Genomic DNA, 12,251 nt, shown 5'->3' on the forward strand with positions numbered 1-12,251 from the left:
AAGAATTCTTATGATTCAAAATCTAACTAAACCCAAAAGAAAAATCCTAGCAGCATAGCTACTAGGATTTCAATTCGGTCGTTCATTATAATAGGTTACAAATTAATCAGCAACACTATTTGACAAAGAACCAAAATAAAAAAGACTTGAGAATAACTCTCAAGTCTTTTTTATTTTTGTGCGACAAAGATAATTCGTTCTGACTCGTCTGTTGGCGCCTGATCTAAGAAATCAGCTGAAATTTCTAAAATTTTAAATCCAACATCTTCAAGCATTTGAATATACTCTTCAATCGCAAACGTACGTTGGTAATGTGTTTCTTCAAAACGCTCATAAGTCTCACCTTGACGTTTAAAGAACGTTAATTCATGTTCAATCGAATACGGATATTTTCCCTCACACACGTGCCAAATATACGTTAAATCAGGATTCGTGTCTGCAAATAAGTAATCATTGAAAATCTCAGTCATTTTGTATAATGAATGCACATCAAAAATTAACACGCCACCTTCTTTTAAACTCTCGTATAGATGTCTAAATGTTTGGAAAACTTCTGTATCTTTTTTCAAGTAGTTTAATGAATCCACATAAATCACAGCTCCATCAAAACCACTAAATCCTTCTAGACGACACATGTCTTGTTGAACGTAATGAATGCCAAGACCTTCTGCTAACGTTTTTTCATAGGCAATCGCCAACATATCTTCTGATAAATCAATACCTGTGACATCATATCCTTCTTTTGCTAAAAGAATTGAAATGGTTCCCGTTCCACACCCAACATCTAAAATACTTGAGCCTTGTGGAAGGTACTGCTTCGTTTTGGCCATCCATTTACTATACGGAACATCTTGCATTAAGATATCATAATAATAAGAAAAAGCCTCGTAAGCCATTATGCTAACATCCCTTCAACGTCAAGGCGAGGAACATCTCTCCATAATTTTTCTAAGTTATATTCAAGACGCGTTTCAGGTGTAAACACATGAACAATAACACGTCCAAAATCGGCTAAAATCCATTGTGCAGCATGGGCACCTTCAATACGTTTTAATTCAAGTCCAGTTTCTGCTTCTAAATCTTTTAATTCGCGTAAAATTCCCGCTGCTAAACGATCATTTTTAGCTGTTGTAATCACCATGTAATCATAAATGGGTGAAAATTGTTGCATATCTAATACAACGATATCTTCTGCGTGTTTTGCGTCTAAAGCTTTAACGATTGTTGTTAAGTTTTCCAAATAAATCAACTCCATTATAAAAAATTACGATAATAATCATAAGCAGCCAAAGTATCAGGATGAATCGCTCCTTGATTTTTTGAACTTAAGTAGGCGACTGTATCCGATAAAGTCTTAGCGACTGCCTGATCTAAATTTTTAGTGGCAAGGTCTCGAATGACCTCAACCCCCGGTTGCGTACGCCCCGGTTCAATATAATCTGCTAAAAAGACAATTTTCTCAAGATCCGTCATTGCTGCTTTTCCTGTTGTATGATACTTGATTGCATTTAAAATCTCTTCATCTTCAATTTGACACGCTTCTTTAGCGACAATAGCTCCTACCGGTGCATGCCACACGAGCGGAGAATAGGCTAAATAATCTGTTTCATGTGCCTGAATTAACTTTTGCTCCAAGATTTCATTTGATAAATACTTTGCAATATCATGCAATAAAGCGGCCGTTTGTGCCTTTTGCACATCCGCATTAAAACGCTTTGCCAACTCGACACTACTCTCACATACACCAAGTGTATGTTGATAACGTTTAGCTGGCATTTGCTGTTTAACGAAAGACTTCAATTGTTCCATAGCATCTCCTTATTTAGGTAATACGATTTGTTTTTTCTTGCGAGATTGTTTGTATAAAATAATCGTGCGTCCAATCACTTGAACGACTTCTGCCTCTAAAACATCGGCAATATCGATTGCCATTGTCTTAGGTTCTTCTAAACAGTTTTGTAACACTGAAATCTTAATTAATTCACGCGCCTCTAGTGCATCTTCAATCGTTTTAACTAACATTTCATTGACACCATTTTTTCCGATTTGAATAATCGGCTGCATGTTGTGTGATAATCCTTTTAAATAACTTTTTTGTTTACCTGTTAACATATAGTTCCACCTCTAATTGCTGCTTCATCATCGTGCGATTGGCTTCTTGATTAAACCAAATCTCAAAGGCTTTTGCGCCTTGAATCAATAACATGTCTAACCCAAATTCATAGCGACAATTTAATTCTTTTGCACGCTTTAGTAAGGTTGTCAACTTTGGTTTATATATTAAATCCATCACGACATGATTCGAATTTAAATTCTTTAAATCAATCGGGCATTCACCTTCGATTAATCCAACAGATGTCGTATTGATGATACATTGGTACGATTCTAACTGCTCACCTGCTTGTACTAAAGAAATTGAATTGTCACATATATCCTTTGCTTTGTCAAGTGTTCGATTCGCAATGGTAATATTTTGATAACCATTTTTGATTAATGCAAAATACACGGCGCGGGCCGCCCCACCTGCTCCAAGAATTAAAATAGACGCGTCAAGTTTAACGTTTAAACCTTGAAAAGATTCAAAAAATCCATCCACGTCCGTATTATATCCCATTAACTTCCCATTCACATTTTTAACCGTATTAACGGCTCCAATCGCTTTGGCAATGGGATCAACATCATCTAAAAATGGAATAATCATCTGTTTATATGGAAGGGTCACATTAAAGCCGTCTAACTGCTTTAAATCCTTCATTTCTTTTTCTAAATTAAGCACTTGCTTCAACTCATAGCTTGCCTCAATGCCCAATGCTAAAAAATTAGCTCGGTGCATACAAGGTGACAAACTATGCACAATGGGATTTCCAATCACAGCGAATCTTTTCAACGAACGTCCACCTCCTTTAAATTAAAGAAGGGCGAATCATCACTCCAACACCTTTTGGCGCATAAATATTAATATCTTGCCCTGTTCCTGATAGTGTGAACCATCCCAGTCCTGAAATCACTAAATCCGTTTTTTCATGACCGATATGGAACGTATGTTTTTCCATCTCCATTAGTTGATCATTATCCATCGCGACAGGCTTTAACACGGCCCCTGCCTGAGTTGCCCAAAGGTGATCTGCTTTTTCAAGTTTGGTGCGGTGAATGTGTAATTGATTAGCAAAGTGAGTCACAAATGATGTGCGTTCTCCTTTCACAAAATCCATACGAGCCAATCCACCTACGAATAACGTTTGCTCTGCATTTAACTGATAAACACCGGCTTTAATTTCTTTTTTAGGTGTGATTTCTTTTAAAACTTTCGGTGTCACATAATGGGCTAACTGATGTTCATTAATAATCCCTGGTGTATCGACAATAGCTGAACAATCATCTAATGGAATTTCGATAATATCAAGCGTTGTTCCTGGGAAGTGAGACGTTGTAATAATATCTTCACGCTCCTCTGTGAAACGTTTGATGATACGATTGACTAACGTTGATTTTCCAACATTCGTACATCCTACAATATACACGTCACGTCCTTTACGATACTTTTCAATCATTTCCATTAATTCATCAATTCCAAACCCTTTACCGGCACTGACTAATGCCACATCTAAAGGTTTTAATCCATATTCTTTTAATGAACGACGCATCCAATGGTTTAATTTCGTTTTATTTACTGATTTAGGAAGTAAATCAACTTTATTACCAACTAATAAAATATCATTTCCATTAATATGACGGCTTAACCCTGCTACCATACTTCCTGAAAAATCAAAAATATCCACGATATTGATTACTAAAGCATCTGTCTCTCCAACACGTTGTAGGATTTTTAGGAAATCATCACTTGTTAAGGCGACATCTTGCACTTCATTATAGTGTTTTAATTTAAAACAACGTTGACAATAAATAATTTCATTTTCCATTTTTGAAATACTTGAGGCTGGCGTATATCCAATTTCTTTTGGATTTTCAGTTTGAATCGTTGCCCCACATCCAATACATTTTAATTCTTCCATGATGTTCCTCCTACTGCTTATCTAAATACGTTGGAATTGGTAAGTTACGCTTTTTTAATTGGCTCACAACATAGCGCTCTAGTTTTCGATTGAACTTTGTGCTGCTCTCATCGGCTGATAAGACAATGGGTTCTACTAATATCGTATAAAGACCTAATCGTTTAGAGACTAAGACATCCGTCATGAGTTGATCACCCATCATCACCACCTCAGATTTTTGATGATTTTTTAAAACACGACGTAATTTAATCGTTAAAGGTTTTAGTGATTTGTGATGTGCGACAATCGATAAATCTTTTGCAAATGTGGACACACGTTCTTGATTATTATTAGACACAATAATCACTTCAAACCCTAATTCCTTAGCCTGGTTTAAAAAGGTAATAATTTCTGGTGTCGGTAACGCCACATTGGTTCCGACTAATGTATTATCTAAATCTGTTAAAATGACTTTTTTTCCTTGTTGTTTTAATTTATGTAAATCAACTTCAAAAACACTTTTAACATATTCATCCGCTACGAAATGTTTTAACATCGATTACTCCCCTTTCTCATGATGATTAATTGAATCAGACATTCAAAATTTGACGTATTCATTTAATTTTATCATAAATTCACGATTGTTTTAAGTCTATCGACACGAACTTGTGCATATAATCTACTAAGATTACCTGATTAGGAGGATTATGCCTATGTTTTTACTTCAATTTATTGTCTCATTATTTTCCAACTTGATTCCACTTATGGGGTCAATTAGCAATCAAGCGTTTCCTAATCCTCTATCTCCTGAAGAAGAAGAACACTACTTAACCTTAATGGCTAACGGAGACAAGAATGCACGAGAAAAATTAATTGAACACAACTTAAGACTCGTGGCTCATATCGTAAAAAAATATCAAAACCAAACGGATGACAAAGAAGATTTAATTTCTATTGGAACCATCGGTCTAATCAAAGCAATTGACTCTTTTTCACCTGATAAAGGAACTAAACTGGCCACCTATGCTGCAAGATGTATCGATAATGAAATCTTAATGCTCTTTCGTTCTACCAAAAAGATGCGCAATGATGTCTCATTATACGATCCCATTGGATATGATAAAGAAGGAAATGAAATTTGTCTGATTGATGTCGTCAAAGATGAAAATAAAGACTTAAACGATATCATCATTCAGCAATTAGCGTTCGAAAAAATTGAAAAAAACTTAAAATCATTAACCCAACGTGAACGAGACATTATCGTGAGACGTTTCGGACTTGAAAATCATGAGGAAGAAACTCAACAAGAAATCGCGAAATCCTATGGAATTTCAAGAAGTTACGTCTCTCGAATTGAAAAACGAGCGTTAATGAAGCTCTATCGGGAATTTATCAAAAATTAATAAAAAGGAGGGATGATCCCCCCTTTTTTTATGATAAACGACGGCGATACTCCGCATCTGATGGCATACGCCAATCAGTACGTGGCGATAATGAAATATCTAAAACTTTTGGTCCATCTGGTAAGGCTGAACGTTTAAATTGTTGAGAGTAGAAACGACGATAGAAAATTTGTAGATATTCTAATAATTTTTCCTCATCAAAATCATCTTTAAACGCGATTTTCATTAAATCAAAAATACGATCCTCTGTATCTCCATTGTTTAACATATGGTATAAAATAAAATCGTGAATTTCATATTTTCCAATAATTTCTTCGGTATTTTGCTCCGTATTTAATAACTCTGGTGAAATGGGTGTATCTAAAATATCTGCTAATGTATATTGTAATAACTCTGCATCTTCAGCATTGTTTGTTAACGTAGCACTTTCAAGTAACATAAACTGTTTCACCATGAACTTGACTAATGTTTTTGGAACACCCGCATTAATAGCATACATCGACATGTGATCGCCATTATACGTGCACCAACCAAGTGCTAATTCAGACATATTACCCGTTCCTAATACTAATCCGTTCATTTTATTTGCTAAATTCATTAAAATATTCGTACGTTCCCTTGCTTGAGCATTTTCATACGTAATATCGACTTGATTTGGATCATGCCCAATCGTTTTAAAATGAGATAAGACAGATTCTCTTAAATCAATATCATGATGCGTCACTCCGAGCGTTTTCATCAAATTATTTGCATTTGTATTCGTACGATTTGAGGTTCCAAAACCACGAATTGTGTATGCAATAATATTTTTTCGAGGTAAGTTAATTAAATCAAACGTTTTAGCCGCTAATAGTAGCGCTAAGGTTGAATCAAGACCACCTGAAACCCCAATCAATAACGTTTGGGCTTTTGTATGAATCATACGTTTAGCGAGTCCTGCCACTTGAATATTCATAATTTCTTCAAACGATTCTTTTTCTTCCACTTTAGGAACAAATGGGGTCTCATCTAATGGCTTTTCAAACGTATATTCATCATTTACCACTAATGTAAAAGGAACACGTTGAACATAGGCCATATTATCTTCTCCACTTTGTCTAAATGGGGTTGAACGACGACGGTTAAATTGAATTCTTGAAACATCAATGTCTGCAATCGTCATATTAAGTTCATCACGTGAGAATAATTCAGATTCTGTCAAAATTTCTCCAATTTGAGAAATAATGCTATGTCCTGAAAACACGCCATCGGTTGTTGATTCATAAACACCTGATGAACAATACACATAACCAGACACAAGTTTAGAACTTTGGACTCTCACTAAGTCTCGACGATAACGACTTTTTTGGAATAATTCATTACTTGTTGAAAGATTTAAAATGATATCTGCTCCATTTAAAGCTAATCGAGAACTTGGAGAAGAAGCAACCCATAAATCCAAACAAATCTCAACGGCAAACGAAACATTGTGCAATTCATTTTCAAAAATTAAATCCCCAAATGGTACCGTACGATTTAGGTAGTTAATTTCATCAAAATGACGAACGATTTCATGGCCACGTGTAAACCAACGACCTTCATAAAATTCACTATCATTTGGTAAATAATACTTTGGAATAATTCCTAAAATTTCATTCTTCTGAATCACGACAGCACAGTTATATAAATTACGATGAATTGAAATTGGAGCTCCTACCACGACAATCCCATCAAATGGATTTTTTTCAAGCAAGAGTTCAATCGCACGATTAACATCTTGTAATAAGTAAGTCTGTAATAATAAGTCTCCACACGTATAACCAGAAACAGATAATTCCGGGAAAACTAAAATTCCTAATTGTTTTTGTTTTGCGACTTCTAAAGCTTTTAGCATCACTTCAACATTGGCTATTGGATTTCCAACTGATACACGTGGAGAAGAAGTTCCAACTTTTATAAATCCATTTTTAATCATTTTGATTCACCTCGTCCATATAAATGATGCGCATGTACATATGCATCAACCTCTTGTAAAACTAGTTTATCGTTCTTGACATCTTGACGATATTGTGTGGAAGAAACATCCATCTCACCAAATGAATCTAAAACAATAAAACGTTCGATTTGCTCCTTAAATAAGGTTTGAATCAAATCATCCACGTCAATATCGTCCCGACGAAAGACAATGATTTTAAAATAACGAATTAATTCGTCTGCTTGCACCCAATTGGGCAAATCTTTTAGGTTATCTGCTCCAATGACAAATCCAATGTCATCATTCGGATATTGTTGTCGAAAAAGGCTTAACGTTTCAAAACTTGTTAAGACATGATCCGCCTCTACTTCTAGTGTGCTAACAGAAGTTCGTTCTAACTTCGCACAAAGAAGCTTTAACATGTCGACACGAAACTTCGCCTCAATCAATTCTTTTTTAGGATATTGATCCCCTACGGGTAAAAAGAAAAAGTGTCGACAATCAAGATTTTTCAAAATATGTTTAGCAATATTATAATGAGCAATCGTAGGGGGATTAAATGAACCTCCAAAAACAACTAACATCATTCATCACTCCGTTTCCTAAACATTTGTATTATGAACCCAAATAAGTTTTCTAATCGAATTTTTATAAAATAAAACAATCGAACAGTCAAAGTGCGACGCTCGATTGTTTCCATACCTAATTAGATTAAAGAAACTAATTCAGTAACCATTTCTGATGACTCTTTTGCTGCAACTTCAATAAATTCATTAAATGAAATATGTGATTCTTTTCCTGCAATATCTGAAAGAGCACGTAAAATAATAAATGGTTTTTGGTATTGATGACAAACTTGAGCAACCGCAGTTGCCTCCATTTCAATTGCTACAACATTTGGACAATTTTTCTTAATTAATTCCATTTGATCTGGTCGATTAATGAATGAATCTCCTGTTCCAATTTGCCCCATCCAGTAAGTTTTATTCGACTTTTCTAACACTGTTTTCGCTTTTTCGACCAATGTCGCATCTGGCGTAAAAATGGCTGGCATCCCCGGAACTTGTCCATACGCATAATTAAATCCTGTCACATCAACATCATGATAAATAGCTCCATCAGAAATCACGACATCTCCAATATTAGCCTCAGGATGTAATCCTCCAGCTGATCCTGTATTAATAACAGCCCCAATATCAAAATGTTCAAATAATAAAGTAGTGGCAATCGCAACATTAACTTTCCCAATTCCACTTCTTAATAACACAACTGGTGTTCCATTTAATAAACCTTTTGTAAACTCAACATGTGCAATGGTTTTAACTTCTTCTACCTCCATTGCCTCACGTAAAATCGTTACTTCTTCTTCCATTGCGCCGATAATTGCAATTGTCATATTAATCCACCTTTTTTCAAAAAATATAAAAAAGAGCTGCTTAAAAGCAGCTTCAAATTACTGAACGTCAAGAATAACGACTGTGACGATTCCTTTTGGAGTTGAAACCATTGCAACGTCTCCAACACGTTTCCCCATTAATGCCTGTGCAATTGGTGATTCATTAGAAATTTTAGCTTCAAATGGGTTTGCCTCTGCACTACCAACGATTTTATATGTCATTTGCTCATCAGTTTCTTCTTCTTGATATGAAACTGTTGAACCAATCGTAATGACTTCACTATTTTCATCTGATTCAATGACAACCGCATTTTTTAAAATGTATTGTAATTCTTGAATACGCTCATAAACCATGGCTTGTTCTTCACGAGCTGCATCGTACTCAGCATTTTCCGAAAGGTCACCTTGTGCGCGTGCTTCTTGTAACTTAACTTTAATTTCTTCCATGCGCACTTGTTGTAAGTGATCTAATTCATCTTGAAACTTTTTAATCCCCTCAAGGGTTAAATGTTGTTGTTTTTCTTTCATGAAAAATTCCTCCGTATCAATAAGAACCTTGTTGATTGATAATATCAACTATTATTATACATGAACTTAGGCATTTAATATACTATTTATTTTAGTGATTAGTAAATCAATGGCAACGGTATTTGTTTTCCCATCTGGAACAATGATATCCGCATATTTTTTAGTCGGCTCAATGAATTGTTGATGCATTGGCTTTACTGACTCTGTATATTGTGAAATCACGGATTCAATGGTACGTCCACGTTCTGTTGTATCACGTAATAAACGACGAATAAAGCGAATATCATCATCTGCTTCAACAAACACTTTAATGTCTAATAAATCACGAATTTGAACATCTTCTAAAACAAATAAACCTTCCACAATAATAATTTTAGTTGGTTCAATTTTTTCAGTTAACTCACTACGTGTATGTTGAGTGTAATCATAAATTGGCTTTTCAATTGAATAACCTAACATTAATTTTTTTAAGTGTTTAACTAATAACTCATTGTCCATTGATAATGGATGATCATAGTTTGTTTTCACACGCTCTTCTAATGTCATATGACTTTGATCATTATAGTAATCGTCTTGTCTTAGTAAAGTAATGGTACGGTCTGCAAATGCATCATATAAAATCGTTGAAACACTTGTTTTTCCTGATGCCGTTCCACCAGCTACACCGATAATTAATGGTTTATTCATGATAGTCTCTTCCTCTTCTTGTCTTTATTATTAGCAATATTTTTATTTCTCATTCACCACATGCTTGCGCATCATATCATTTGGATATAGTTTAAATGGTACTTTAAATTTTAAAATTTGCTTTGGATGTCTAGCAACGTCTAAAGCCTCGCCTTTTTCATCAAATAATTCTGTAATCGTCATGATTTGAGTGTCAATTTTAGGACCAAAGAATTCGACGCGCTCTCCCACACGGAAATGATTTCGTTGTTGTAATGTCACTTCATTGGTTTCTTCATTATAATCTAAAACAAGTCCGATAAACTCTTGAGTTGGATGCTCATCACGATTATTAAACATTTGTTCTTCATGAGATGGAATCCCTTCAAAGAATGCTGGCGCTGTTTCACGGTTAGCACATTTTGATAATTCGACTAATAAGGCTTCATTGAAGACAAAGTTATCTGGATCTTCACAATATAAGTCAATTAATTTGCGATAGGTGCTCACAACGGTTGCAATGTAATGAATGGATTTCATGCGTCCTTCAATTTTCAAACTATCAATTCCTAATTCAATCATTTCAGGAATTGATTTCAATAAATTTAAATCCTTTGGACTCATCGCAAATTTAATGGCATCTTCTTTGAATAAGCGTGTGGTTTCGTTTTCTTGTTCTTTGACTAAATCATATTCCCAACGGCAAGATTGACAACATCCTCCACGATTTGAATCGCGTGCTGTCATATGATTTGATAAGGTACAACGTCCAGAATAAGCGATACACATCGCACCATGAACAAAAGCTTCAATCTCAACATCTGTTTTATCCATGATTTCTTTAATTTCTTCTTTTGTTGTTTCACGGGCTAATACAACACGATGTAAGCCCTCTTGTTCCCAAAACTTAATGGCCATGTAATTCATCGTGGATTGTTGTGTACTTAAATGAACCTCAACATTTGGTGCGACACGTTTACATGTCTCAATAATTAATGGATCCGCCACAATGATTCCCGCTACACCGATTTCACCTAAAGCAGTTAAATAGTCTTCAAGTCCCACCATATTCTCGTTATGAGCAATAATATTCGTGGTAATATAGATTTTTGAACCATATTGATTGGCAAATTCAACTCCCTCTTTGATTTCTTCAAGAGAGAAGTTTTGAGCATTTGAACGTAGTCCAAATTCGCGTCCACCAATAAAAACTGCATCTGCACCATACATCACAGCAATTTTTAATTTTTCAAGTGATCCGGCTGGAGCTAATAATTCTGGTTTTTTAACGATGACACGTTTTCCATCAACAATTGCTGATACTGGAGTTCTCGCCATAGTGTCCACCCCTTTTTAATATTATTTATGTTTATAAATTGAAGGTTTATAGAAGAAACCTCGATCTAACTGTCGATTATTCGGTTGAATTTCTTCTAATTTTTTGTATAAGGCACGCCCTATTTGATTGTATTTCTCACGATTTTCAATACACATGTCAATGGCTAAACGGTAAGCTTTTGTAACATTTAATAAATACTCACTTGATTTCAATACGCCATCGATACGGAAACTATCCACACCAACCTCAATAAATTCAGCTAAATCATCAATCATGCAAACATCGCTTCCATTGAAAATATGAGTTCCTTGTTGATCTTCAAAAATAGGATAATATAGCTTTCGCTCTGGATCAAATAATTGTAGCCCTTCTTCACGCGTCTGAACTTTTTCTACAACTTGTCCTTGGAATTTTAAATAATTCCCCACTAAATTGCGTCGAGAATGGAACATACAAATCGCACCATGAACTAAAATCTCAATCTCACCTTTAGCGAATGTTTTTGTCTCAATAACAGATTCTTTCATCATTTCAGGTGCTAAAACCGTACGTTCTACCCCACGATCATACCAATAATTTACTGTGAAGTAATTGGTTCCTAATGTTTCACTACTCCAATGAAGGCTCATCTGAGGCGCTACTTCTTTAGCAATCATGTAAGCCCCTGGATCTGAAAAGCGAAGCGCATCAATCGGTAATGATTTTATTTCTTGAATATATGTTTTCAAATCATCTAACAAGCTATTTGGCATTAAAGCATTGATAGCAACATATACTTTTTTATTATATTGCTTAATTAACTCAACGGCTTCACGTAAATCATTTAATTTGAATTCACCAGCTAAACGTAATCCAAATTTTTCTTCACCAATGATAAACGCGTCTGCACCTGCCTCAATTAAATCTTTAATCTCATGGATATCATGAGGTGTTACAATCAATTCTGGTTTTTTCATTTTATCAACTCACTTTA

15 protein-coding genes are annotated in these 12,251 nt (G+C 34.9%); 1 reads left to right on the forward strand and 14 read right to left on the reverse strand.

The genetic code is table 11. The features are described 5' to 3' along the window. Positions 1-170 precede the first annotated feature (170 nt). The 7 genes from J6D32_RS04415 to J6D32_RS04445 are packed head-to-tail and all read right to left on the reverse strand — an operon-like array spanning position 171 to position 4,548. Entirely contained in the window at positions 171-896 is a 726-nt protein-coding gene (locus J6D32_RS04415) for a class I SAM-dependent DNA methyltransferase (RefSeq protein ID WP_006783362.1), read from the reverse strand. After that, complete coding sequence (gene rsfS / locus J6D32_RS04420; protein ID WP_006783361.1) at positions 896-1,240, reverse strand: ribosome silencing factor; 345 nt, start codon at positions 1,238-1,240, stop codon at positions 896-898. The genes J6D32_RS04415 and rsfS overlap by 1 nt, the downstream gene beginning before the upstream one ends. 14 nt (positions 1,241-1,254) lie before the next feature. Continuing rightward, a complete protein-coding gene (gene yqeK, locus J6D32_RS04425; protein ID WP_006783360.1) occupies positions 1,255-1,809 on the reverse strand; it encodes a bis(5'-nucleosyl)-tetraphosphatase (symmetrical) YqeK in 555 nt (184 codons plus the stop codon). 9 nt (positions 1,810-1,818) lie between these two features. Then, entirely contained in the window at positions 1,819-2,112 is a 294-nt protein-coding gene (gene yhbY, locus J6D32_RS04430; RefSeq protein ID WP_006783359.1) for a ribosome assembly RNA-binding protein YhbY, read from the reverse strand. Next, the gene (gene aroE, locus J6D32_RS04435; RefSeq protein WP_006783358.1) at positions 2,099-2,887 is read right to left on the reverse strand and encodes a shikimate dehydrogenase; all 789 of its coding nucleotides are present in this window, start codon (positions 2,885-2,887) and stop codon (positions 2,099-2,101) included. Before aroE ends, yhbY begins: the two co-directional genes overlap by 14 nt. Before the next feature lie 16 nt (positions 2,888-2,903). Continuing rightward, a complete protein-coding gene (gene yqeH, locus J6D32_RS04440; protein WP_006783357.1) occupies positions 2,904-4,013 on the reverse strand; it encodes a ribosome biogenesis GTPase YqeH in 1,110 nt (369 codons plus the stop codon). Positions 4,014-4,023: 10 nt separating this feature from the next. Continuing rightward, on the reverse strand, positions 4,024-4,548 hold the full coding sequence (locus J6D32_RS04445; protein WP_006783356.1) for a YqeG family HAD IIIA-type phosphatase: 525 nt from the start codon (positions 4,546-4,548) through the stop codon (positions 4,024-4,026). A gap of 157 nt (positions 4,549-4,705) precedes the next feature. Here J6D32_RS04445 and sigK point away from each other — a divergent pair, with 157 nt between their 5' ends. Further along, positions 4,706-5,395, forward strand: coding sequence for an RNA polymerase sporulation sigma factor SigK (gene sigK / locus J6D32_RS04450; RefSeq protein WP_009607297.1), 690 nt, complete (start codon positions 4,706-4,708; stop codon positions 5,393-5,395). A 28-nt stretch (positions 5,396-5,423) separates the two neighbouring features. On the opposite strand, the gene J6D32_RS04455 is transcribed toward sigK, so the two are convergent. The 7 genes from J6D32_RS04455 to J6D32_RS04485 all read right to left on the reverse strand — a co-directional run bounded on the left by J6D32_RS04455 (position 5,424) and on the right by J6D32_RS04485 (position 12,234). After that, entirely contained in the window at positions 5,424-7,349 is a 1,926-nt protein-coding gene (locus tag J6D32_RS04455; protein ID WP_006783354.1) for an NAD(+) synthase, read from the reverse strand. After that, positions 7,346-7,933, reverse strand: a complete 588-nt coding sequence (gene nadD, locus J6D32_RS04460; RefSeq protein ID WP_229040201.1) for a nicotinate (nicotinamide) nucleotide adenylyltransferase — start codon at positions 7,931-7,933, stop codon at positions 7,346-7,348. The genes J6D32_RS04455 and nadD overlap by 4 nt, the downstream gene beginning before the upstream one ends. Before the next feature lie 122 nt (positions 7,934-8,055). Further along, the gene (gene mtnN / locus J6D32_RS04465; protein ID WP_147633542.1) at positions 8,056-8,745 is read right to left on the reverse strand and encodes a 5'-methylthioadenosine/S-adenosylhomocysteine nucleosidase; all 690 of its coding nucleotides are present in this window, start codon (positions 8,743-8,745) and stop codon (positions 8,056-8,058) included. A gap of 57 nt (positions 8,746-8,802) precedes the next feature. Further along, positions 8,803-9,273, reverse strand: a complete 471-nt coding sequence (gene greA / locus J6D32_RS04470; protein WP_006783351.1) for a transcription elongation factor GreA — start codon at positions 9,271-9,273, stop codon at positions 8,803-8,805. Positions 9,274-9,339: 66 nt separating this feature from the next. Continuing rightward, the gene (gene udk / locus J6D32_RS04475; protein WP_006783350.1) at positions 9,340-9,960 is read right to left on the reverse strand and encodes a uridine kinase; all 621 of its coding nucleotides are present in this window, start codon (positions 9,958-9,960) and stop codon (positions 9,340-9,342) included. Between the two features lie 42 nt (positions 9,961-10,002). Next, the gene (locus tag J6D32_RS04480; protein ID WP_287467353.1) at positions 10,003-11,277 is read right to left on the reverse strand and encodes a peptidase U32 family protein; all 1,275 of its coding nucleotides are present in this window, start codon (positions 11,275-11,277) and stop codon (positions 10,003-10,005) included. Positions 11,278-11,298: 21 nt separating this feature from the next. Next, positions 11,299-12,234 carry a peptidase U32 family protein gene (locus J6D32_RS04485; RefSeq protein ID WP_006783348.1) on the reverse strand — a complete coding sequence of 312 codons (936 nt, stop codon included), beginning with the start codon at positions 12,232-12,234 and terminating at the stop codon, positions 11,299-11,301. Positions 12,235-12,251 lie beyond the last annotated feature (17 nt).

Origin of the sequence: Turicibacter sp. (genome assembly GCF_017941855.1) — a bacterium.
In the GTDB taxonomy this organism is placed as follows: Bacteria; Bacillota_I; Bacilli_A; order MOL361; family Turicibacteraceae; genus Turicibacter; species Turicibacter sanguinis.

Coding starts and splice junctions, on each gene's coding strand:
- J6D32_RS04415 (WP_006783362.1), bottom strand. CDS start 896: ATGGCTTACGAGGCTTTTTCTTATTATTATGATATCTTAATGCAAGAT.
- yqeK (WP_006783360.1), bottom strand. CDS start 1,809: ATGGAACAATTGAAGTCTTTCGTTAAACAGCAAATGCCAGCTAAACGT.
- yhbY (WP_006783359.1), bottom strand. CDS start 2,112: ATGTTAACAGGTAAACAAAAAAGTTATTTAAAAGGATTATCACACAAC.
- yqeH (WP_006783357.1), bottom strand. CDS start 4,013: ATGGAAGAATTAAAATGTATTGGATGTGGGGCAACGATTCAAACTGAA.
- J6D32_RS04445 (WP_006783356.1), bottom strand. CDS start 4,548: ATGTTAAAACATTTCGTAGCGGATGAATATGTTAAAAGTGTTTTTGAA.
- sigK (WP_009607297.1), top strand. CDS start 4,706: ATGTTTTTACTTCAATTTATTGTCTCATTATTTTCCAACTTGATTCCA.
- J6D32_RS04455 (WP_006783354.1), bottom strand. CDS start 7,349: ATGATTAAAAATGGATTTATAAAAGTTGGAACTTCTTCTCCACGTGTA.
- nadD (WP_229040201.1), bottom strand. CDS start 7,933: ATGTTAGTTGTTTTTGGAGGTTCATTTAATCCCCCTACGATTGCTCAT.
- mtnN (WP_147633542.1), bottom strand. CDS start 8,745: ATGACAATTGCAATTATCGGCGCAATGGAAGAAGAAGTAACGATTTTA.
- greA (WP_006783351.1), bottom strand. CDS start 9,273: ATGAAAGAAAAACAACAACATTTAACCCTTGAGGGGATTAAAAAGTTT.
- udk (WP_006783350.1), bottom strand. CDS start 9,960: ATGAATAAACCATTAATTATCGGTGTAGCTGGTGGAACGGCATCAGGA.
- J6D32_RS04480 (WP_287467353.1), bottom strand. CDS start 11,277: ATGGCGAGAACTCCAGTATCAGCAATTGTTGATGGAAAACGTGTCATC.
- J6D32_RS04485 (WP_006783348.1), bottom strand. CDS start 12,234: ATGAAAAAACCAGAATTGATTGTAACACCTCATGATATCCATGAGATT.